The organism is Pseudomonas sp. CP-1, assembly GCF_021213715.1.
Classification (GTDB): Bacteria; Pseudomonadota; Gammaproteobacteria; order Pseudomonadales; family Pseudomonadaceae; genus Pseudomonas; species Pseudomonas aeruginosa.
This window is the reverse complement of record NZ_JAJQKY010000017.1, coordinates 25,982-47,242: the sequence shown is the minus strand read 5'-3', so window position 1 is coordinate 47,242 and position 21,261 is coordinate 25,982. Positions and strand designations below refer to the sequence as shown.

At 65.3% G+C, this 21,261-nt stretch carries 17 protein-coding genes; 6 read left to right on the top strand and 11 right to left on the bottom strand.

Annotation, left to right across the window (positions count from 1 at the left end):
- From rbbA to LT948_RS25645, 3 genes are all read right to left on the bottom strand, one after another.
- Positions 1-2,751, bottom strand: coding sequence for a ribosome-associated ATPase/putative transporter RbbA (gene rbbA, locus LT948_RS25655; protein ID WP_003110670.1), 2,751 nt, complete (start codon positions 2,749-2,751; stop codon positions 1-3).
- Positions 2,748-3,821, bottom strand: a complete 1,074-nt coding sequence (locus LT948_RS25650) for an HlyD family secretion protein (protein WP_003120382.1) — start codon at positions 3,819-3,821, stop codon at positions 2,748-2,750. Before LT948_RS25650 ends, rbbA begins: the two co-directional genes overlap by 4 nt.
- Positions 3,822-4,027: 206 nt before the next feature.
- Entirely contained in the window at positions 4,028-4,447 is a 420-nt protein-coding gene (locus LT948_RS25645) for a flagellar basal body-associated protein FliL (protein ID WP_003096328.1), read from the bottom strand.
- 154 nt (positions 4,448-4,601) lie between these two features.
- Between LT948_RS25645 and LT948_RS25640 the strand changes: the two genes are divergently transcribed.
- Together LT948_RS25640 and glpT are read left to right on the top strand one after the other, a co-directional pair.
- Positions 4,602-5,579, top strand: coding sequence for an NADPH:quinone oxidoreductase family protein (locus LT948_RS25640; RefSeq protein ID WP_003096329.1), 978 nt, complete (start codon positions 4,602-4,604; stop codon positions 5,577-5,579).
- Positions 5,580-5,828: 249 nt separating this feature from the next.
- Positions 5,829-7,178, top strand: coding sequence for a glycerol-3-phosphate transporter (gene glpT / locus LT948_RS25635; RefSeq protein ID WP_003110671.1), 1,350 nt, complete (start codon positions 5,829-5,831; stop codon positions 7,176-7,178).
- A 33-nt stretch (positions 7,179-7,211) separates the two neighbouring features.
- Here glpT and LT948_RS25630 read toward each other — a convergent pair whose 3' ends face one another.
- The 5 genes from LT948_RS25630 to trxA form a co-directional block, all read right to left on the bottom strand.
- Positions 7,212-8,180: a CDP-6-deoxy-delta-3,4-glucoseen reductase gene (locus tag LT948_RS25630; RefSeq protein ID WP_003096331.1), complete on the bottom strand. Its 969-nt coding sequence runs from the start codon at positions 8,178-8,180 to the stop codon at positions 7,212-7,214.
- A complete protein-coding gene (gene ubiD / locus LT948_RS25625) occupies positions 8,180-9,646 on the bottom strand; it encodes a 4-hydroxy-3-polyprenylbenzoate decarboxylase (RefSeq protein WP_003096332.1) in 1,467 nt (488 codons plus the stop codon). Before ubiD ends, LT948_RS25630 begins: the two co-directional genes overlap by 1 nt.
- Positions 9,647-9,724: 78 nt before the next feature.
- On the bottom strand, positions 9,725-11,713 hold the full coding sequence (locus LT948_RS25620; protein WP_033995452.1) for an acyltransferase family protein: 1,989 nt from the start codon (positions 11,711-11,713) through the stop codon (positions 9,725-9,727).
- Between the two features lie 70 nt (positions 11,714-11,783).
- Entirely contained in the window at positions 11,784-13,043 is a 1,260-nt protein-coding gene (rho, locus tag LT948_RS25615; RefSeq protein ID WP_003096334.1) for a transcription termination factor Rho, read from the bottom strand.
- Positions 13,044-13,287: 244 nt separating this feature from the next.
- Positions 13,288-13,614: a thioredoxin TrxA gene (trxA, locus tag LT948_RS25610; protein WP_003096336.1), complete on the bottom strand. Its 327-nt coding sequence runs from the start codon at positions 13,612-13,614 to the stop codon at positions 13,288-13,290.
- A 198-nt stretch (positions 13,615-13,812) separates the two neighbouring features.
- Here trxA and ppx point away from each other — a divergent pair, with 198 nt between their 5' ends.
- Entirely contained in the window at positions 13,813-15,318 is a 1,506-nt protein-coding gene (gene ppx, locus LT948_RS25605) for an exopolyphosphatase (RefSeq protein ID WP_003099207.1), read from the top strand.
- Here the strand turns inward: ppx and ppk1 are convergent.
- Together ppk1 and hemB are read right to left on the bottom strand one after the other, a co-directional pair.
- Positions 15,305-17,515, bottom strand: a complete 2,211-nt coding sequence (ppk1, locus tag LT948_RS25600) for a polyphosphate kinase 1 (RefSeq protein ID WP_003096343.1) — start codon at positions 17,513-17,515, stop codon at positions 15,305-15,307. The two genes, ppx and ppk1, sit on opposite strands and share 14 nt — an antisense overlap.
- 17 nt (positions 17,516-17,532) lie before the next feature.
- Complete coding sequence (gene hemB, locus LT948_RS25595) at positions 17,533-18,546, bottom strand: porphobilinogen synthase (RefSeq protein WP_003096352.1); 1,014 nt, start codon at positions 18,544-18,546, stop codon at positions 17,533-17,535.
- Between the two features lie 243 nt (positions 18,547-18,789).
- On the opposite strand from hemB, the gene LT948_RS25590 reads away from it, so the two are divergent.
- The 3 genes from LT948_RS25590 to LT948_RS25580 all read left to right on the top strand — a co-directional run bounded on the left by LT948_RS25590 (position 18,790) and on the right by LT948_RS25580 (position 20,782).
- Positions 18,790-19,380, top strand: coding sequence for a DedA family protein (locus LT948_RS25590; RefSeq protein ID WP_003096354.1), 591 nt, complete (start codon positions 18,790-18,792; stop codon positions 19,378-19,380).
- Between the two features lie 164 nt (positions 19,381-19,544).
- Positions 19,545-20,213 (top strand): isoprenoid biosynthesis glyoxalase ElbB, encoded by a 669-nt coding sequence (gene elbB, locus LT948_RS25585; RefSeq protein WP_003096356.1) that lies wholly within the window; start codon positions 19,545-19,547, stop codon positions 20,211-20,213.
- 95 nt (positions 20,214-20,308) lie between these two features.
- On the top strand, positions 20,309-20,782 hold the full coding sequence (locus tag LT948_RS25580; protein ID WP_003096359.1) for a thioesterase family protein: 474 nt from the start codon (positions 20,309-20,311) through the stop codon (positions 20,780-20,782).
- Here LT948_RS25580 and LT948_RS25575 read toward each other — a convergent pair.
- Entirely contained in the window at positions 20,767-21,249 is a 483-nt protein-coding gene (locus LT948_RS25575; protein WP_003136094.1) for a YaiI/YqxD family protein, read from the bottom strand. The genes LT948_RS25580 and LT948_RS25575 overlap by 16 nt on opposite strands.
- Positions 21,250-21,261: the final 12 nt, after the last annotated feature.

Here is a 21,261-nt window from a genome sequence, read left to right as displayed (position 1 = left end):
TCAGTCCTCCTGCTTCTTCAGGCAGGCCACGCTGAGCAGGGTCAGCACCACGATGGAAGCGGCAAGCGGCAGGTAGTAGGCCCAGAGATCGGGCAGGCCCAGCGATTTGGAAAAGGCGCCGCGGCTGACCACCAGGAAATGCGAGGTCGGATAGAGCTTGCCGATCCAGGCCGCCGCACCTTCCAGCGAGGACACCGGGTGGATCAGCCCGGAGAACTGGATCGCCGGGATCATGGTGGCGATCGCCACGCCGAATACAGCGGCGATCTGGCTGCGCATGAACGTCGAGAGGAACAGCCCGAGGCCGGTGCTGGTGACCACATAGAGGAAAGCGCCGATGGTCAACGCCAGGAAGCTGCCCTTGAGCGGCACGCGAAATACCACGATGGCCAGGACCAGCATCAGCAGGAAGTTGATCATGCCCATGGCGACGTAAGGCAACTGCTTGCCGACCAGGAACTCCAGGCGCGTCACCGGGGTGACATAGAGGTTGGTGATCGAGCCCAGTTCCTTTTCGCGCACCACGCCGAGGGCGGTGAGCATGGCCGGGATCATGATCAGCAGCAGCGGGATCACCGCCGGCACCATCGCCTTCAGGCTTTCCACGTCGGGGTTGTAGCGATAGCGCACCTCGGTGCTGGCCGCCGCGCTGGCCTCGGCCCCACCCACCTGCCGCGAGAGGTCCGCCAGGTAGCTGGTGTGCAGGCCCTGCACGTAGCCGAGCACGGTGTTGGCACGGGTCGGCATCGCTCCGTCGATCCACACGCCGATGGCAGGATCGGAGCCACGCTTGAGATCGCGCCCGAAGTTCGGCGGGATCTCCACCGCCAGGCTCAGCTCGCCGCTGCGCAGGCGCCGGTCGAGGTCGTCCGGATCGGTGATCGGCGCATGTTCGACGAAATAGCGCGAGCCGGCGATATTCAGCGCGTAGGCCTGGCTGGTGGTGGTCTGGTCACGGTCAAGGACCGCCCAGGAGAGGTCCTCGACGTCCATGTTGATGCCGTAGCCGATGATGAACATCAGCAGCGCGGTGCCGAGCAGGGCCAGGGTCAGGCGGATCGGGTCGCGGCGCAGTTCCATGGCTTCGCGGCGCGCATAGCTGAACAGCCGCAGGGGGCTGAAGCGTTGGCGTTGCGCCTGGCGCCCCTGGCCATCGCCGGGCTGCTCCGCGACGGCCGGCGCCTCGGCCGGTTGCGCTGGCGCGGCGGCACCGGCGGCTTCTTCCAGGTACGCGATGAAGGTCGCTTCCAGGGTCGGCAGGCCACGCTGGCGCACCAGCTCATCGGGAGTATCGCTGGCCAGTACCTTGCCGGCATGCATCAGCGAGATGCGATCGCAGCGCTGGGCCTCGTTCATGAAGTGGGTGGAAATGAAGATGGTCACCCCGTCGCGGCGCGACAGCTCGACCATCAGTTCCCAGAAGCCGTCGCGAGCCACCGGGTCGACCCCCGAAGTGGGCTCGTCGAGGATCAGGATCTCCGGCTTGTGGATCACCGCCACCGCCAGCGACAGACGCTGGCGGATGCCCAGCGGCAGGTCGTCGGGCAGCTCGTCGGCCACCTTCTCCAGGTCGAAGCGCCGGAGCATTTCGCCGACCCGTGCCGGGATACCATCCGCCGGTAGGTGGAACAGCCGGGCGTGCAGCACCAGGTTCTGCCGCACGCTCAGCTCGGCATACAGGGAAAAGGCCTGGGACATGTAGCCGACCCGACGACGGGTCGCCATGTCGCTGGCGTCCACCGCCTGGCCGAACAGCGCGCACGTGCCTTCGCTCGCCGGCAGCAGGCCGGTGAGCATCTTCATGGTGGTGGACTTGCCGCAGCCGTTGGAGCCGAGGAAGCCGAAGATTTCCCCACGCTCGATACGGAAGCTGACGTGATCGACCGCGACGAAGTCGCCGAAACGACAGGTCAGGCCCTCGGCCTCGATGGCGATCCGCGGCGCGCCTTCGCTCTGCGGTCGCGGCGGGATCACCAATCGATGGTGGCCGGCGCGCTTGCTTTCCGGCAGCAGGGCGATGAACGCCGACTCGAGGCTCTGCGTCCCGGTACGCTCGCGCAGCTCCTGCGGCGTACCGGTGGCCAGGACCTTTCCGTCATCCATCGCCACCAGCCAGTCGAAGCGCTCGGCTTCCTCCATGTAGGCGGTGGCGACCAGCACGCTCATGCCTTCGCGGCCCGCGCGGATACGGCCGATCAGCTCCCAGAACTGGTTGCGCGACAGCGGGTCGACGCCGGTGGTCGGCTCGTCGAGGATCAGCAGGTCGGGATCGTGGATCAGCGCGCAGCACAGCCCGAGCTTCTGCTTCATGCCGCCGGACAGCTTGCCCGCAGGACGCTCGGCGAACGGCGCCAATCCGGTGCTTTGCAGCAGATCGGCGATGCGCCGCTCGCGCTCGGCCTTGTCGTGGCCGAACAGCCGACCGAAGAAGTCGACGTTCTCGAACACCGAGAGCGTCGGGTAGAGGTTCTTGCCCAGCCCCTGGGGCATGTAGGCGATGCGCGGGCAGACCGCCCGGCGGTGGCGGCGGTCGCGCATGTCGCCATCGAGCACGCGGATCTCGCCATCCTGCATCTTCCGTGCGCCGGCCAGCAGCGCCAGCAGGCTGGACTTGCCGACCCCGTCCGGACCGATCAGGCCGACCATGCGGTTGGCCGGGATCTCCAGGCTGACGTCGTCCACCGCGCGCGTCTCGCCGTAGCGCAGCGAAACGCCCCGGAGGCTCGCCACGCCGCTCCCGCCAGCGGTCATTGCGGAACCTTGATCTGCAGGTTGGCCGGCCACTCGACCTCAGGGTCCAGTCGCAGGTAGGCCATTCCGGGCACGCCGGTCTTGACGTAGGTGATGTATTTTTCCAGCAGCGCCGGATCGAGCCGCGCCTTGACCCGGAACATCAGCTTCTCCCGCTCGTTGGCGGTTTCCACCGTTTTCGGGGTGAACTGGGCGACGCTGGCGACATAGGAAACCTTGGCCGGGATCACGTAGTCCGGCACCGCGTCGATCACCAAGCGCACTTCCTGGCCCAGTCCGACCCTGCCGGCCTGCATGGATGGCAGGAAGAAAGTCATGTAGACGTCGGCCAGGTCGACCATGTTGAGCAGCTTGCCACCGGCCGGCAGCACTTCCCCCGGCTGTGCCACGCGGTACTGCACGCGGCCGTTGCGCGGCGCCTTGAGCAGGCTGTCGTCGATATCCGCCTGGAGCCGGGTGACGCTGGCCTTGGCCGCCTCGATGGCCGACTGCGCCTCGATTACCTGGGAACGCCCGGCCTCGATCGCCGCCTGCGCCGAAATCACTTGCGAGCGTGCCGCGGACAACGCCGCCTGGGCGCTCTGCAGGGTCGCCCGATCGTCATCGAGTTGCTGTTGCGGCAGGGCATTGCGCTTGACCAGCGCCTCGGTACGGGTGAAGCGCTTCTGCGCCGCTGTCAGTTCGGCCTGGCGCTGCGCCACCACGGCCTGGGCGGTGCTCTTCTCGCTCTCGCGCTGGGCCACCAGCGAGGTCGCGGTGAGCTTGGCGTTCTCCGCCTGGCGCACCTGGGCCTGGGCCTGGGCCAACTGCGCCTCGAGCACCTGGGTATCCATCCGCGCGACGATTTCGCCGGCCTTGACGAAGTCGCCCTCGTCGACCTTGATCTCGGCGACCCGCCCGGGAAGCTTGGCCGCCACGTCCACCTCGGTGGCCTCGATGCGTCCGTTGCCGCTGGCGAATCCCTCGCCCAGGCCAGTCGGTCGCGATACCTGCCAGACCAGCACTCCTACGCCGAGCAGCGCCGCCACGACCAGGGCACGGCTCAGCCACCGTTTGCTTTCCTGTTTCATCCCTTCTCCTCGCACGTTCGGCCAGGCCGCGGCGATGACGCTCACGCTGGAAAGCGCGGCCGCCGCGGACTTCACTGGCTCGATTGTCCCTCCAGGGCGGCGCGCGGGTGTTGATGCACGTCAGACGCGCCCGACCGAACCTCACAGGAAAGCAGAATCCCCGGTGCCTCGCATCCGGGAGCGCGGGACAGAACGGATAGTTGACCTCAGGGCTGGACGATGAGGTTGTTGAACAGCAGGTCGGTCACCAGCGGCTTGCCCTCTTCCTGCTCGAGGGTCTGCTGGACCTGCTTCAGCGCCTCCTGGCGCAGGCTTTCCTTGGCCTCGACCGTACCCAGGCTCTGGTCGGTCTGCTGGGCGAACAGCATGATCAACTGGTTGCGGATCAAGGGCTCGTGATGCTCGACCTTGGTCGCCGCGTCCTTGTCGGCCACCTGCAGGGCGATGTCGGCCTTGTAGTACTGCAGGCGCGGCCCGCTGCCGTAGTTGCCGACCAGCGCCGGGGTCAGGTCGACGTAGACCGGCTTGTTCGCGCCCTCGCCTTCCGGCGCGGCCTCCTCGGCCGAGGCGAACGACGGGAACAGACTCAGGCACAGGGCCAGCGACAGGGCAATGGGGGTTCTCACGGGCGCATCTCCTCGACGAATGCCGGCAAGCATAGCCAGACTCTCGGCCGGGCCCAAGCCCGGGGTTTATGGACAACCATCAGTTGCGGCGATGCTGATTGACCCCCGGCGTCTCCCTCCTACACTGGCCGGACCGCAAACTGGAGCGTCCCCGATGAAAGCCGTCCTCTGCAAAGCCTTCGGCCCGGCCAGCAGCCTGGTCCTGGAAGAAATCGCCAGCCCGAGCCCGGCGAAGAACGAAATCCTCCTCGATGTGCACGCCGCCGGGGTCAACTTCCCCGACACCCTGATCATCGAGGGCAAGTACCAGTTCAAGCCGCCCTTCCCCTTCTCCCCGGGCGGCGAGGCGGCCGGAGTGGTCGCCGCGGTCGGCGAAAAGGTCGCCCACGTCAGGCCCGGCGACCGGGTCATGGCCCTGACCGGCTGGGGCAGCTTCGCCGAGCAGGTCAAGGTGCCCGGCTATAACGTGATGCCGATACCCGAAGGCATGGACTTCGCCAGCGCCGCCGCCTTCGGCATGACCTACGGCACCTCGATGCACGCCCTGAAACAGCGCGCCAACCTGCAACCCGGCGAGACCCTGCTGGTACTCGGCGCTTCCGGCGGGGTCGGGCTGGCTGCCGTGGAGATCGGCAAGGCCATGGGCGCCCGGGTGATCGCTGCCGCCAGTACCCCCGACAAGCTCGCCGTGGCCAAGGCCGCCGGCGCCGACGAACTGATCAACTACAGCGAAGGTAGCCTGCGCGAGCAGCTCAAGGCCTTGACCGGCGGCCAGGGCGTCGATGTGATCTACGATCCGGTGGGCGGCGAACTGTTCGAGGAGGCCTTCCGCAGCATCGCCTGGAACGGACGGATGCTGGTGGTCGGCTTCGCCAGCGGCAGCATCCCTTCGCTGCCGGCCAACCTGACCCTGCTCAAGGGCGCCTCGCTGGTCGGCGTGTTCTGGGGATCGTTCGCCCAACGCCAGCCGCAGGACAACGCTGACAACTTCCGCCAGCTGTTCGCCTGGCACGCCGAAGGCAAGCTGAAACCGCTGGTGTCGCAGCGCTTCCCGCTGGAACGGGCCGGTGACGCCATCGACGCCCTCGGCCAGCGCAAGGCGGTCGGCAAGGTGGTGGTGGAGGTTCGCTGAGCCACGAAGGCGGCGAGTATTGCCTCCCGCCCCTGCGGAGAAAGGCATGGCGGGCCGGAGCGATACACCGGCCGAGGCCCACGCTGTCAGATGTTTTTCCCCTATGAAGGCCCCGGTTTCCGACCGGGGCTTTCTTATTTCCGACCAATGCACTCAACCTGTAACATTTCCGCTATTTTTTCATTTACGAAAAATGTAGTGTTCGCAACCGCGTAAAAAGGCGCGACACAACAACAAGCGGAGTTCGCGATGTTCGGAATCTTTCGTCCCGCGCCACACCAGGCGCCACTGCCCGATGCCGAGGTGGACAGCACCTACCGGCGCCTGCGCTGGCAGATCTTCGCCGGTATCTTCATCGGCTACGCGGGTTACTACCTGCTGCGCAAGAACTTCTCCCTGGCCATGCCCTACCTCATCGAGGACGGCTACAGTCGCGGCCAGCTGGGCGTCGCGATGTCGGCCATCGCCATCGCCTACGGCCTGTCGAAATTCATCATGGGCCTGGTCTCGGACCGTTCCAACCCACGGGTCTTCCTGCCGTTCGGCCTGTTGGTGTCGGCGGCGGTGATGTTCATTTTCGGATTCGCGCACTGGGCTACCTCCAGCGTCGCCATCATGTTCGTCCTGCTCTTCATCAACGGCTGGGCCCAGGGCATGGGCTGGCCGCCGAGCGGACGGACCATGGTCCACTGGTGGTCGCAGAAGGAGCGCGGCAGCGTGGTCTCGGTGTGGAACGTCGCCCACAATGTCGGCGGCGGCCTGATCGGCCCGCTGTTCCTGCTCGGCCTGGCGCTGTTCGGCGACTGGCGCTCGGCCTTCTACGTGCCGGCCATCGTCGCCGTGGGCGTAGCCGTGTTCGCCTATTTCGCCATGCGCGACACCCCGCAATCCTGCGGCCTGCCGCCGATCGAGAAGCATAAGGACGACTACCCCGAAGGCTACGACGAACACCACGAGCGCGAGCTGTCGACCAAGGAGATCTTCGTCACCTACGTGCTGCGCAACAAGCTGCTCTGGTACATCGCCCTGGCCAACGTGTTCGTCTACCTGCTGCGCTACGGTGTGCTCGACTGGGCGCCGACCTACCTCAAGGAGGCCAAGCACTTCAACGTCGACAAGTCGTCCTGGGCGTACTTCTTCTACGAATGGGCGGGGATTCCCGGTACCCTGCTCTGCGGCTGGCTGTCGGACAAGCTGTTCAAGGGCAATCGCGGCGCCACCGGCGTGGTGTTCATGATCCTGGTGACCGTCGGCACCCTGATCTACTGGCTGAACCCGGCCGGCAACCCGGCGATCGACATGGCCGCGCTGATCATGATCGGCTTCCTGATCTACGGCCCGGTGATGCTGATCGGCTTGCAGGCCCTGGAGCTGGCGCCGAAGAAAGCGGCCGGCACCGCCGCCGGCTTCACCGGTCTGTTCGGCTACCTCGGCGGTTCGGTGGCGGCCAACGCCCTGGTCGGCTACACGGTGGACCACTTCGGCTGGGACGGTGGCTTCAAGCTGCTGATCGGCGCCTGCCTGCTGGCCATCCTGTTCCTCTGCCTGACCCTGCGCAAACCCGCGGTCCAGGCCGCGCCGCAGCAAGCCGGCGGATGACGCGGCGGCTCCGGCGCCAGGCCGGAGCCGCGTTCAGTCCCGCGGCGCGTAGGCGAACACGTCGGCGCGCATCTGGTGCGCGTCCATCCCTGCTTCGACCAGGGCATCCAGGGTCGCGTAGACCATCGCCGGCGAGCCGCTGGCATACACATGCAGGCTCGACAGGTCGGCGAAATCCTCGCGCACCGCCTCGTGCAGCAAGCCGCAACGCCCCTCCCAGCCACAGAGGTCGCTGACCACCCGGTGCAGGAACAGGTTCGGCAGGCCTTCCCACTCCGTCCAGTGTGGCAGTCGGTAGAAATCCTCCGGACGCCGAACGCCCCAGTAGAGATGTACAGGATGGGCGAAGCCGGCGGCGCGGCAGTGCTCGATCAGGCTGTGCATCTGCGACATGCCGGTTCCCGCAGCGATCAGCACCAGCGGACCGTCGGGCAGTTCCGCCAGGTGCGCGTCGCCGAACGGCAGCTGGATCCGTGCCAGGCGCTCGCGCTGCAACTGCGCGATCAGCGCGACGGCACTGTCTTCCTTGGCCAGGATGTGCAACTCCAGGTCGCGTCCCGCATGCGGCGCGGAGGCCAGGGAAAACGCCGCGCTGTCGCCGCCGTCACGCTCCAGCAACAGGTACTGCCCGGCGTGATAGCGTGGCGGCTTGCCGGCCGGCGCGCGCAGGCCGACCCGGTAGACGTCGCCGCCGACCTCTTCGCAGAAGCTCAACTGGCAGGTCAGCTTGCGCAGAGGCAGTTCACCCGGCGCCAGCACCCCGTCCCAATGCAGCACGCAGTCTTCCAGCGGCTCGGCGAGGCAGGTGAAGAGTTCGCCATGATCGCGTACCTCGCCGTTTTGGCGTACCCGCCCCTCCACCAGCAGCGCCGCGCAGATATGGCAGTTGCCGTTGCGGCAGCTCTGCGGACAGTCGTAGCCAAGCCGCCGGGCGCCATCGAGGATGCGTTCCCCCGGCAGCAGCTCGAGGCAGGCGCCGGACGGTTGCAGGACGATACGCATCAGTCGATCCCGAGGCTCGACCAGAGCGCGTCGATGCGCCGTGTCACCGCTTCGTCCTTGACGATGGCGCGCCCCCATTCGCGGCTGGTCTCGCCCGGCCACTTGTGGGTGGCATCAAGCCCCATCTTCGAGCCGAGGCCGGAGACCGGCGAGGCGAAGTCGAGGTAGTCGATGGGCGTGTTGTCGATCATCACCGTGTCGCGCTTGGGGTCCATCCGCGTGGTGATGGCCCAGATCACATCGTTCCAGTCGCGCGCATCGATGTCATCGTCGGTGACGATGACGAACTTGGTGTACATGAACTGCCGCAGGAACGACCAGACCCCGAGCATCACGCGCTTGGCGTGCCCTGGGTACTGCTTCTTCATGGTCACCACCGCCATCCGGTAGGAACAACCTTCCGGCGGCAGGTAGAAATCGACGATTTCCGGGAACTGCTTCTGCAGGATCGGCACGAATACTTCGTTCAGCGCCACCCCGAGGATCGCCGGCTCGTCCGGCGGACGCCCGGTGTAGGTGCTGTGGTAGATCGGTTTCTGCCGGCGGGTGACGCGCTCGACGGTGAACACCGGGAAGCGATCGACCTCGTTGTAGTAGCCGGTGTGATCGCCATAGGGACCTTCGTCGGCCATCTCGCCGGGGTGGATCACCCCTTCGAGGACGATCTCGGCGCTGGCCGGCACCTGCAAGTCGCTGCCGCGACACTTGACCAGCTCGGTACGATGCCCGCGCAACAGGCCGGCGAAAGCGTATTCGGAAAGGGTGTCCGGCACCGGCGTCACCGCACCGAGGATGGTCGCCGGATCGGCGCCCAGCGCCACGGCTACCGGATAGGGCTGGCCCGGATGCTTCTGGCACCACTCGCGGTAGTCCAGTGCGCCGCCGCGATGGCTGAGCCAGCGCATGATCACCTTGTTGCGGCCGATCACCTGCTGGCGGTAGATGCCCAGGTTCTGCCGTTCCTTGTTCGGCCCGCGGGTAACGGTCAGGCCCCAGGTGATCAGCGGCCCGACATCGCCCGGCCAGCAGGTCTGGACCGGCAGCCGGCCGAGGTCGACATCCTCGCCCTCCTCGACCACTTCCTGGCAGGGGGCGTCCTTGAGCACCTTCGGCGCCATGGACAGGACCTTCCTGTACATCGGCAGCTTGGCCCAGGCGTCCTTGAGACCCTTCGGCGGCTCGGGCTCCTTGAGTTGCGCCAGCAGCTTGCCGATCTCGCGCAGCGCGCCGACGTCCTCGGCGCCCATGCCCAGCGCCACGCGCTCCGGCGTACCGAACAGGTTGCCGAGTACCGGCATGTCGAAGCCGGTCGGCTTTTCGAACAGCAATGCCGGGCCCTTGGCGCGCAACGTGCGGTCGCACACCTCGGTCATCTCGAGCACGGGGGAAATCGGCACCTGGATGCGCTTCAACGCACCGCGCTGCTCCAGCTGGGCGATGAAATCGCGGAGATCCTTGAACGTCATTGGCCTAACCATTCACTGCAAGACCCCACATCCTACCTGCTCCCGGCCCATCCGGCAGCAGGCAAACGCGGCATTCGGTCACTGCTGGCTGGCGATCCGCGAGTCGTCGAGGCTCTGTAGCATCGGCTCGAACAAAGGCCCGAGTTCATGGGCCCCCTGGGTCGAAAGGTGGTTGTTATCCATGTACAGCGACCAGCCATCACGTTCGGCGAAACAATCCCGGCCATCGCAGAGCACGCTGGAGGGGTCGATCACGCTCACCCGCGGGTTGCCTTCGGCCAGCGCATCGAACAGCGCATTCACGTAGGCGACGCGCGCAGTGTGCTCAGCGAAGGGAAAACGTGCGCGCCCGACATCCTCCCCGCTCAGACTCAGCCGCACCAGCCGCGCCGGTGCCTTGAATGGCAGCAGCGGTACGTCCTTGACCAGCCAGACATGTACGTCGGCCGCGTTCAGCCTTTCGATCATCCCGCTCAGGCGTTGCCGCAGCAGCGCCTCGGCGATCGAGCTGTCCGGCGTGTCGTCCGGCTCGCGGAGAATGTTGCGGGTGCCGTCCTGCGAGTCGCCGTAGACATACATGTCCCAGCGCCCGGCGAGGATCACCCCGCCCGGCCGCTGCTGTTCGACGAACTCGAGCATCTGCTGATTGAAACGCAGGCAATTGTCCTTTTCCAACATCCCCAGCAACGGCGGACAGCCCGCCAGCGAAGCCTGCCAGATCGGCAGTCGGCGACTGGCAGCCAGTTCGCGCAGCAGCGGGCTCAACGCCGCGGAATGGCTGTCGCCCCAACTGACCAGCAGCGGTCGTTCGGCAGCCAGTTCCGCCGGGAAGCGGCAGATGCTTTCCTGACTGAGCGCCTTCTTGTCGAACATGCAGTCGGTCTGCCCATCGCGCCATTTGGACGCCTTGGCATAACGCAAGGCTTCCTCGGAAAGACGCGACGGCACGCCGTCGTAATACCGCACCAACTGGCCGACGACTCCCAGCAGCAGCAAGCTGCACAGCGCCGCGCCAAGCATCTGCCGGCGCCCGGCGAACAGCTTGCGCTCGCGGAACGGAGCCTCGACGTAGTACAGCGACAGTGCCGCCAGGCCGATGCTCGCCGCCAGCAACCCCAGGCGTGCCGGCAGGCCCAGGGTTTCCAGTGCGTGGTACTGGACGAAGACGTACAGCGGCCAGTGCCAGAGGTACAGCGAATAGGAGATCAGACCGAACCAGACCAGCGGTTGCCAGCCCAGCAGGCGGCGAACCCAGGTGTCGCCGGCGCCGTTGGCCCAGATCAGCAGGGCGGTGCCAAGCACCGCCGGCAGCGCCGCGAGGCCGGGGAAAGGAGTGTCGCTGTCGTAGAAGAACACCGGCAGGAGAATCGCCGCTACCCCGAGGGTGGCCGCCAGTTGCAGGGACCACTGCGAATGACCGCGGCTACCGCCCGGCAGCAACGCCAGCGCGGCACCCGCCAGGAGTTCCCAGGCGCGCATCGGCAGGAGGAAGAATGCACTGCCAGGTCGCTGGCTAACCGCCCAGACGCTGGCCGCCAGCGATAGCGCCAGGACCGCGAGGAGGATGGCGAGCCGCCAGCGCAGCAGACGCCCGGAGACCGCGGCCAGCAGTAGAGGGAAGAGAATGTAGAACTGCTCTTCCACCGACAATGACCAGGTATGCAATAGCGGCTTGAATTCGGACGCGGCGTCGAAATAGCCATCCTGCTTCCAGAACAGGATGTTCGAGGCGAACATCGTCTGGTAACGCACCGAACGACCCAATTGCTCGTAGTCCCGCGGTTCCATCAGGAACCAGCCGGCCGCCAGGCTGACGGCCATCATAACGAACAAAGCGGGGAGGATGCGTCGCGCCCGGCGAGCCCAGAAATCGACGAAGCTGAAACGCCCGGCCTGCCGATCGCGCCGGATGATCGAAGTGATCAGGTAGCCGGAAATCACCAGAAAGACATCGACGCCGACATAGCCGCCGGTGAAACCGCCCAAGCCCAAGTGATAGAACACCACCGGCAAGATGGCCAGTGCGCGCAATCCATCGATATCTCTTCGATAAGGCAGGCTCGACATCTATTTTTCTCCAGGCATGAAAAAAGGCGCTCCGGTCAAACCGGAGCGCCTTCTTCAATTCCCTGGAAGACTACTTCCGTTTCATCGAATCGAAGAACTCATCGTTGGTCTTGGTCTGCTTGAGCTTGTCGATGAGGAATTCGATCGCGGAGATCTCGTCCATCGGGTGCAGGATCTTGCGCAGGATCCACATGCGCTGGAGCTCGTCCTCGCTGGTCAGCAGCTCTTCGCGGCGGGTACCCGAACGGTTGATGTTGATGGCCGGGAACACGCGCTTCTCGGCGATCTTGCGATCCAATGGGAGTTCCATGTTGCCGGTACCCTTGAATTCCTCGTAGATCACCTCGTCCATCTTCGAGCCGGTTTCCACCAACGCCGTGGCGAGAATCGTAAGAGAACCGCCCTCTTCGATGTTCCGCGCGGCGCCGAAGAAGCGCTTCGGCTTCTCCAGGGCATGGGCGTCGACACCGCCGGTGAGCACCTTGCCGGAGCTGGGGATCACGGTGTTGTAGGCCCGCGCCAGACGGGTGATGGAGTCGAGCAGGATGACCACGTCCTTCTTGTGCTCGACCAGGCGCTTGGCCTTCTCGATCACCATCTCGGCGACCTGTACGTGACGGGTCGGCGGTTCGTCAAAGGTCGAGGCGACCACTTCGCCGCGCACGGTGCGCTGCATTTCGGTCACTTCCTCAGGGCGCTCGTCGATCAGCAGTACGATCAGGTGGCATTCGGGGTTGTTGCGGGTGATGTTGCTGGCGATGTTCTGCAGCATGATGGTCTTGCCCGCCTTCGGCGGCGCCACGATCAGGCCGCGCTGGCCCTTGCCGATCGGCGCGCAGAGGTCGATGACGCGGCCGGTCAGGTCTTCGGTGGAGCCGTTGCCGGCTTCCATCTTCATCCGCTCGTTGGGGAACAGCGGCGTCAGGTTCTCGAAGAGAATCTTGTTCTTCGCATTCTCCGGACGATCGAAGTTGATCGAGTCGACCTTGAGCAGGGCGAAGTAGCGTTCGCCCTCTTTCGGCGGCCGGATCTTGCCGATGATGGTGTCGCCCGTGCGCAGGTTGAAGCGCCGGATCTGGCTCGGCGAGACATAGATGTCGTCGGGGCCGGCCAGGTAGGAAGAGTCGGCGGAGCGCAGGAAGCCGAAGCCGTCCTGAAGAATCTCCAGCACGCCATCGCCGGAGATCTCTTCACCACTTTTCGCGTGCTTCTTCAGCAGGGCGAAGATGATGTCCTGCTTGCGCGAACGGGCCATGTTTTCCAGGCCCATGGCATCGGACATTTCCAGCAGTTCGGCAATCGGCTTTTGCTTGAGTTCGGTCAGATTCATAGGAAAGAGATAGGTACGCAGAAAGAGGAATTGGAGAAAGCGTCGAGCTTGGGAAAGCCGTGTCGCAAGGGGGCGACAGGAGCGCTAGAAAGTTCGAGTAGGAAGTGCGTCCGGGACGGCATGCAGAAGGCGACGGAAAAAACGTCGCGAACCCGAATTTAACACCGTGGCCGCGTGGCGTCTATAGAAACGCAAAAAAAAGCCCCGCGAATCGCGGGGCTTTCCAGCGAGGCCTGGGCCCGGCTCAGATATTGGCGTCGAGGAAGGCCGCCAGCTGCGACTTGGACAGTGCGCCGACCTTGGTCGCCTCGACATTGCCGTCCTTGAACAGCATCAGGGTAGGGATGCCACGCACGCCGTACTTCGGCGGGGTGTCCTGGTTCTCGTCGATGTTCAGCTTGCAGACCTTCAGCTTGCCCTGATAGTCCCTGGCGACTTCGTCCAGCACCGGCGCGATCATCTTGCACGGACCGCACCACTCGGCCCAGTAGTCCACCAGCACAGGGCCGTCGGCCTTCAGCACGTCCTGCTCGAAGCTGGCATCAGTAACGTTGACGATATGTTCGCTCATGAAATCTCTCCGTAGTCGGACGCGAATTGAAACGCGAAAGTGCCGACCATCATATCCCGCCTTGACCCTCGCCGGAAGGCGCAGCCGATTGAGAGTCTCTATCGTTGGTCGGCTGATTCCCGATTGATCGGCTGCCGCATTGGCGACCCTCGCCCTATCGTGGCAGGATGGCGCAGTTTTCCAATGGACTTGCAAAGCATGCCGCAAAAACCTGCCGAGGCATTCCCGCTGATTGCCGCCCTGGACCTGGGTTCCAACAGTTTCCACCTCTGTCTGGCCAAGGCCAATATCCACGGCGAAGTCCGCATCCTCGAACGGCTGGGCGAGAAGGTCCAACTGGCCGCCGGCCTCGACGAGGAGCGCAATCTCAGCGAGGAGGCCACCCAGCGTGGCCTCGACTGCCTGCGCCGCTTCGCCCAGTTCATCAGCGGCATGCCCCAGGGTTCCGTACGCGTGGTCGCGACCAACGCCTTGCGCGAGGCGCGCAACCGCAGCGATTTCATCCGTCGTGCGGAAGAGGTTCTCGGCCATCCCGTGGAAGTCATCTCCGGCCGCGAGGAAGCCCGCCTGATCTACCTTGGCGTCGCCAACAGCATGCCCGACAGCGGCGGTCGCCGGCTGGTCAGCGACATCGGCGGCGGCAGCACCGAGTTCATCATCGGCCAGGGTTTCGAGTCCGAGCTGCGGGAAAGCCTGCAGATGGGTTGCGTCAGCTACACCCAACGCTACTTCCGCGACGGCAAGATCACCCCGGCCCGCTACGCCCAGGCGTACACCGCCGCACGCCTGGAACTGATGGGCATCGAGAACAGCCTGCGGCGCCTCGGCTGGCAACAGGCGGTCGGCGCCTCCGGCACCATCCGCGCAGTGGCGCTGGCGATCAAGGCCGGCGGCCACGGCAACGGCGAGATCAGCCCGGACGGACTGGCCTGGCTGAAGCGCAAGGTGCTCAAGCTCGGCGACGTGGAGAAGCTCGATCTGGAGGGGATCAAGCCGGACCGCCGGACCATCTTCCCGGCCGGACTGGCCATTCTCGAAGCAATCTTCGACGCGCTGGAACTGGAGCAGATGGTTCACTCCGAGGGCGCCCTGCGCGAAGGCGTTCTCTACGATCTGGTCGGCCGTCACCAGCACGAGGACGTGCGCGAACGCACCATCAGTTCGCTGATGCAGCGCTACCACGTCGATCCGGAGCAGGCTTCGCGGGTGGAGGCCAAGGCCCTCAAGGTGCTTGCCGAAGTCGGCGACGCCTGGGAGCTGAACGACGAACTGCACCGCGACCTGCTGAGCTGGGGCGCACGGGTCCACGAGATCGGCCTGGACATCGCCCATTACCACTACCACAAGCACGGCGCCTACCTGATCGAGCACTCCGACCTGGCTGGCTTCTCGCGCCAGGACCAGCAGATGCTGTCGCTACTGGTACGCGGCCACCGCCGCAACATTCCGGCGGATAAGCTGGCGGAGTTCGCCGCGGAAGGCGACAAGTTGGTGCGCCTGTGCATCGTGCTGCGCTTCGCGATCCTCTTCCACCACATTCGCGGCACCCAGGAAATGCCCTCGGTGCGCCTGAAGGCAGAGCCCAAGAGCCTTTCGGTGACCTTCCCCGAGGGCTGGCTGGAAGCCAACCCGCTGACCCAGGCCGACTTCGCCCAGGAAGCCGAATGGCTCAAGCGGGTCGGCTACAGCCTCAACGTGCGGTAAGCACCGGCGCGGCCAGCTTCTCCAGCAGGGTCGCCTGGGTATTGCGGGGGTTCTGGTTACCGGTGGGGCTGAGCCGCTGGTAGCTACCGTCGGCCTGCAACACCCAGGCCTGGGTGTTGTCGGTCAGGTACGTTTCCAGTTCCTTCTTGACCCGCTGCACCAGCTTCTTGCCTTCCACCGGGAAGCAGGTCTCGACGCGCATGTCGAGGTTGCGCTCCATCCAGTCGGCGCTGGATAGATAGAGCTTCTCGTCGCCGCCGTTGAGGAAGTAGTAGATGCGGCTGTGCTCGAGGAAGCGTCCGATGATCGAGCGCACGTGGATATTGTGCGAGACCCCCGGGATGCCTGGCCGCAGGCAGCACATGCCACGCACCACCAGGTCGATCCTGACCCCGGCCTGGCTGGCCTTGTACAGGGCGCGGATGACCTTCGGATCGGTCAGCGAGTTGACCTTGGCCATGATGTGCGCCGGCTGGCCGAGCGCCGCCTGGGCCGCCTCGCGGTTGATCATTTCCAGCAGGTTCTTCTTCAGGGTGAACGGCGCATGCAACAGCTTCTTCATGCGCAGCGTCTTGCCCATCCCGATCAGCTGGTTGAACAGCTTGTGCAGGTCCTCGCAGAGCGCCACGTCGGCGGTCAGCAGGCTGTAGTCGGTGTACAGGCGAGCGTTGCCGGCATGGTAGTTGCCGGTGCCCAGGTGCGCGTAGCGGCGCAGTTCGCCGTCCTCGCGACGGAGGATCAGCATCATCTTGGCGTGGGTCTTGAAGCCGACCACGCCGTAGATCACTACCGCGCCGGCCTGTTGCAGGCGGCTGGCCAGTTGCAGGTTGGACTCTTCGTCGAAGCGGGCGCGCAGCTCGATCACCGCGGTGACCTCCTTGCCGTTGCGTGCCGCCTCGACCAGGGCGTCGACGATCTCCGAGTTGGCGCCGCTGCGGTACAGGGTCTGCTTGATCGCCAGCACGTTCGGATCCTTGGCGGCCTGGCGCAGCAGGTCGATCACCGGGGTGAAGGACTCGAACGGGTGCATCAGCAACACATCGAGCTTGCTGAGGACGTTGAAGAGGTTTTCCTTCTTCTGCAAAAGACGCGGGATCGCCGGGGTGAAGGGCGGGTACTGCAGCTCCGGATGGCTTTCCAGGCCGGTGACGCTGAACAGGCGGGTCAGGTTGACCGGGCCGCTGACCTTGTACAACTCGCTTTCGGACAGGCCGAACTGCTTGAGCAGGTAGTTGGTCAGGTTCTGCGGGCAGGTATCCACCACCTCCAGGCGTACCGCGTCCCCGTAGCGACGCGAGAACAGCTCGCCGCGCAGCGCGCGGGCCAGGTCCTCGACATCCTCGGTGTCCACCGACAGGTCGGCGTTGCGGGTCAGGCGGAACTGGTAGCAGCCCTTCACCTTCATGCCGGGGAACAGGTCGTCGGCGTGGGCGTGGATCATCGACGACAGGAACACGTAGTTGTCGCCCTCGCCGCCAACGTCTTCCGGCAGCTTGATGATCCGTGGCAGCAGGCGCGGCGCCGGGATGATCGCCAGGCCGGAGTCGCGGCCGAAGGCATCCATCCCCTCCAGCTCGACGATGAAGTTGAGGCTCTTGTTCACCAGCAGCGGGAACGGGTGGGTCGGGTCGAGGCCGATCGGGGTGATGATCGGCGCGATCTCGTCGCGGAAGAAGCGCCGCACCCAGGTCTTGATCTTCAGCGTCCAGTGACGCCGGCGGATGAAGCGGATCTGGTGCTTGGCCAGCTCCGGCAACAGGGTCTCGTTAAGGATCCGGTACTGCCGCGATACCTGCTCGTGGACCAGCTCGCTGATCCGCGCCAGGGCCTGGTGCGGCAGCAGGCCGTCGGCGCCGGCCTGCTCGCGGGCGAAGGTGATCTGCTTCTTCAGGCCGGCGATGCGGATCTCGAAGAATTCGTCGAGGTTGCTCGAGAAGATGAGGAGGAACTTCAGCCGCTCCAGGAGCGGGTAGGACTCGTCCAGCGCCTGTTCCAGCACGCGGATGTTGAACTGCAACTGGGAGAGCTCGCGATGAATGTACAGGCTGCTGTCATCCACGCTGGGAACCACCGCAGGTGGCGTTTCCACCGGGATCGTTTCGGCCATCTTCACTTCTGCTTCGCTTTCCACGTTCGCCACTACGGTTTCGTCGGCGGCGATACGTTCGATCTCATCAAGTCCTTGCTGCGTATTCATTCATCTTCCCGAGGGGGTCAACGCCCCCGTCTTAATTGTTCTGCGGCCTGCTTGGCGAAGTAGGTCAGAATGCCATCGGCGCCGGCACGTTTGAAGGCGGTAAGGGATTCGAGGATCACCGATTCGGCCAGCCAGCCGTTCTGGATGGCGCCCATGTGCATCGCATACTCGCCGCTGACCTGGTAGACAAAGGTCGGGGCGCGGAATTCATCCTTCACCCGACGCACGATGTCGAGGTAGGGCATGCCCGGCTTGACCATCACCATGTCGGCGCCTTCGGCCAGGTCGGCGGCCACTTCGTGAAGTGCCTCGTCGCTGTTCGCCGGATCCATCTGGTAGGTGGCCTTGTTGCCCTTGCCGAGGTTCGAAGCCGAGCCGACCGCATCGCGGAACGGACCGTAGTAGGCGCTGGCGTACTTGGCCGAGTAGGCCATGATCCGCACATTGGTGTGACCGGCAGACTCCAGGGCCTCGCGGATCGCACCGATGCGACCGTCCATCATGTCCGAGGGCGCTACCACCTGGGCGCCGGCCTCGGCGTGGGACAGCGCCTGCCGTACCAGCACGTCGATGCTGACGTCGTTGAGGACGTAACCGTCGTCATCCAGGATGCCGTCCTGGCCATGGGTGGTGAACGGGTCGAGCGCCACGTCGGTGATGATGCCCAGCTCCGGAAAGCGCTCGCGCAGGGCGCGGGTGGCGCGCTGGGCGATGCCTTCCGGGTTGTATGCCTCGGCGGCGTCCAGGGACTTCTTCTCCACCGGGGTCACCGGGAACAGCGCCAGCGCCGGAATGCCCAGGGCCACCCACTCTTCCGCCTCGATCAGCAACTGGTCGATGGACAGGCGCTCGACGCCGGGCATCGACGGAATGCTTTCACGCTGGTTGACCCCATCGAGGACGAACACCGGCAGGATCAGGTCGTCGACGGTGAGGACATTCTCGCGGACCAGGCGGCGGGAGAAGTCATCGCGGCGATTGCGCCGCAGGCGGGTGTAGGGATAGGCGCGGTTGGCGGGAGTGAAGCTCACGGTTTACTCCAGGGCCCAGATAACGGGCACAGTGTGACAGTTATAGTCCCTGATTATGACGGATTGGCAACAAGCGACGACAGTGACTCAAGGTCGCGGCATCCTGCCGCACCGCCAATCATCGCAAAAAGCCAGCGGCAAAGGCCATTCATTGCACAATCAATGACCTGGGCCGTGACGATCGCGCTTTCCCCACGCCCTCAACCGAGTTAGGCTGCGCGTTCATTTCGCTTCGCTGCCCCGATGATGCTCCAACAATTCCTGCAGGACTTCGGCTATTTCGCCCTTTTTCTCGGTACTTTCTTCGAGGGCGAAACCATTCTCGTGCTGGCCGGGTTCCTTGCCTTCCGCGGCTACATGCAGCTGGATACCGTGATTCTCACCGCCTTCCTCGGCAGCTACGCCGGTGACCAACTCTGGTACTTCCTCGGACGCCGCCACGGACGCCGGTTGCTGGCGCGCAAGCCGCGCTGGCAGAAGCTCGGCGACAAGGCGCTGGACCATGTGCGCCGCCATCCTGACCTGTGGGTGCTGAGTTTCCGCTTCGTCTACGGCCTGCGTACGGTGATGCCGGTGGCCATCGGCCTGTCCGGCTATCCACCGGCCCGCTATCTTCTTCTCAACGGCATCGGCGCCATCGTCTGGGCCGCCGCGCTGGGCTCCGCCGCCTACTATTTCGGCAGCGTACTGGAAGGCATGCTCGGCAACATCAAGAAATACGAACTCATGGTCCTCGGCGGCCTGATCGTGCTGGGCCTGCTGCTCTGGCTATGGCGGCGTTTCAAGACACCGCGCGGCAACGGCGCGGGCGGCAACGCCGACAAATCCGAGTGAACCCGCGCCGGCGCGACTGAACAGCCGGCCCCTTCGCACACTCCAACTCCTTGTACCCTCCGCTCCGGCTGGCCGCCGGGGCCGGCGGCTCGCTATGCTTGCGCGATACCGACCCCGGCCAGGCCCGTCCGGTCCGGATCCTGCGTTCCCAAGGAGTAAGCCTCATGCACAAGAAAGTTGCCGTCATCCTCTCCGGTTGTGGCGTCTACGATGGCGCGGAAATCCACGAAAGCGTGATCACCCTGCTCCGCCTCAGCCAGCGCGGCGCCGAGGCACAATGCTTCGCGCCGAACATCGCCCAGCACCATGTGGTCAACCACCTGACCGGCGAGGAAATGCCGGAAAGCCGCAATGTCCTGGTCGAGTCCGCGCGTATCGCCCGCGGCGAAGTCAAGGATCTGCGCGAAGCCCGCGCCGAGGACTACGACGCGCTGATCGTGCCCGGTGGCTTCGGCGCTGCGAAGAACCTCAGCGACTTTGCCATCAACGGCGCGCAATGCCAGGTGCAGCCGGACGTGCTGGCGCTGGCCAAGGCTTTCGCCGAAGCCGGCAAGCCAGTCGGGCTGATCTGCATCGCTCCGGCGATGGCGGCGAAGATCTACGGTGCCGGCGTCCAATGCACCATCGGCAACGACGCCGACACCGCCGACTCGCTGAAGCAGATGGGTGCCGAGCACATCGACGCGCCGGTGGACGAGATCGTCGAAGACAGCGCGCGCAAGCTGGTGACCACCCCGGCCTACATGCTCGCCCAGTCGATCGCCGAAGCCGCTTCCGGGATCAACAAGCTGGTCGACCGGGTGCTCGAACTGGTGGACCAGGACAAGGCCTGATCGGCCAAGCACGAGGGCGGTCGCGCCGCCGCCCTTTTCAAATCCGTGCCGCTACGCCAGCGTGCGTCTCGAAACCATCGAATCGAGACGCCGCGATGAGCGAAACGCCCTCCCCCGCCCTGCCTGACGACGTCCACCAACTGGTGGCGGATTTCTTCCAGCGCATCCCCTTCAACCGCATGCTCGGGATCCGCGTGGCGAGCCTCGGCCGCGAGCGGGTAGTCCTCGACCTGCCGATGAAGGACGAACTGATCGGCAACTTCGTCCAGGGCATTCTCCACGGCGGGGTGATCTCCAGCCTGCTCGACGTCACCGGCGGTGCGATGGCCCTGATCGGCGCCCTCGAACGGCATCGCGAACTGCCAGGCCACGAGCGCATGGCGCGGCTGTCGAAGCTCGGCACCATCGACTTGCGCGTCGACTACCTGCGCCCGGGACGCGGCCGGACGTTCACCGCCCATGCGGTGCCGCTTCGCTCGGGCAACAAGGTCGCAGTGGTGCGCTCGGAACTGCATAGCGACGACGGCACGCTGGTCGCCGTCGGTACCGGTACCTATCTGTGCGGCTGACTCGCGCGTAGATCGGCTTCCCGCTGCAGGCGGGTGAGCAGGCGGTCCAGGGCGTTGGCGAACGCCTGGCGGTCACGCTCAGCGTAGGGCGCCTGGCCGCCGCCCATCTGCCCCTGGTCACGCAGGTCGGCCATCAGGTTGCGCATGGCCAGCTTATCGCCCATGTTCCGCGCGTCGAACTCGCGGCCGCGAGGATCGAGGGCGGCAACCTGTTTCTTGATCAGCCGATCGGCCAGCGGTACGTCGCTGCAGATCGCCAGGTCGCCCGGCTCGGCCTGCTCCACCAGGTAATCGTCAGCCGCATCCATCCCGCTTTCCACCACCACCAGACGCACGCAGGCGAACGGCGGCTTGACCTGCGGCTGGCCGGCGACCATCCAGACTTCCAGCTTGCGCTTGAGGGCGAACTTGCAGACCAGTTCCTTGGCCGCCTTGGGGCAGGCGTCGGCATCGATCCAGATACGCATGAACGGACTTCC

Coding starts and splice junctions, on each gene's coding strand:
- rbbA (WP_003110670.1), bottom strand. CDS start 2,751: ATGACCGCTGGCGGGAGCGGCGTGGCGAGCCTCCGGGGCGTTTCGCTG.
- LT948_RS25650 (WP_003120382.1), bottom strand. CDS start 3,821: ATGAAACAGGAAAGCAAACGGTGGCTGAGCCGTGCCCTGGTCGTGGCG.
- LT948_RS25640 (WP_003096329.1), top strand. CDS start 4,602: ATGAAAGCCGTCCTCTGCAAAGCCTTCGGCCCGGCCAGCAGCCTGGTC.
- glpT (WP_003110671.1), top strand. CDS start 5,829: ATGTTCGGAATCTTTCGTCCCGCGCCACACCAGGCGCCACTGCCCGAT.
- LT948_RS25630 (WP_003096331.1), bottom strand. CDS start 8,180: ATGCGTATCGTCCTGCAACCGTCCGGCGCCTGCCTCGAGCTGCTGCCG.
- ubiD (WP_003096332.1), bottom strand. CDS start 9,646: ATGACGTTCAAGGATCTCCGCGATTTCATCGCCCAGCTGGAGCAGCGC.
- LT948_RS25620 (WP_033995452.1), bottom strand. CDS start 11,713: ATGTCGAGCCTGCCTTATCGAAGAGATATCGATGGATTGCGCGCACTG.
- rho (WP_003096334.1), bottom strand. CDS start 13,043: ATGAATCTGACCGAACTCAAGCAAAAGCCGATTGCCGAACTGCTGGAA.
- trxA (WP_003096336.1), bottom strand. CDS start 13,614: ATGAGCGAACATATCGTCAACGTTACTGATGCCAGCTTCGAGCAGGAC.
- ppx (WP_003099207.1), top strand. CDS start 13,813: ATGCCGCAAAAACCTGCCGAGGCATTCCCGCTGATTGCCGCCCTGGAC.
- ppk1 (WP_003096343.1), bottom strand. CDS start 17,515: ATGAATACGCAGCAAGGACTTGATGAGATCGAACGTATCGCCGCCGAC.
- LT948_RS25590 (WP_003096354.1), top strand. CDS start 18,790: ATGATGCTCCAACAATTCCTGCAGGACTTCGGCTATTTCGCCCTTTTT.
- elbB (WP_003096356.1), top strand. CDS start 19,545: ATGCACAAGAAAGTTGCCGTCATCCTCTCCGGTTGTGGCGTCTACGAT.
- LT948_RS25580 (WP_003096359.1), top strand. CDS start 20,309: ATGAGCGAAACGCCCTCCCCCGCCCTGCCTGACGACGTCCACCAACTG.
- LT948_RS25575 (WP_003136094.1), bottom strand. CDS start 21,249: ATGCGTATCTGGATCGATGCCGACGCCTGCCCCAAGGCGGCCAAGGAA.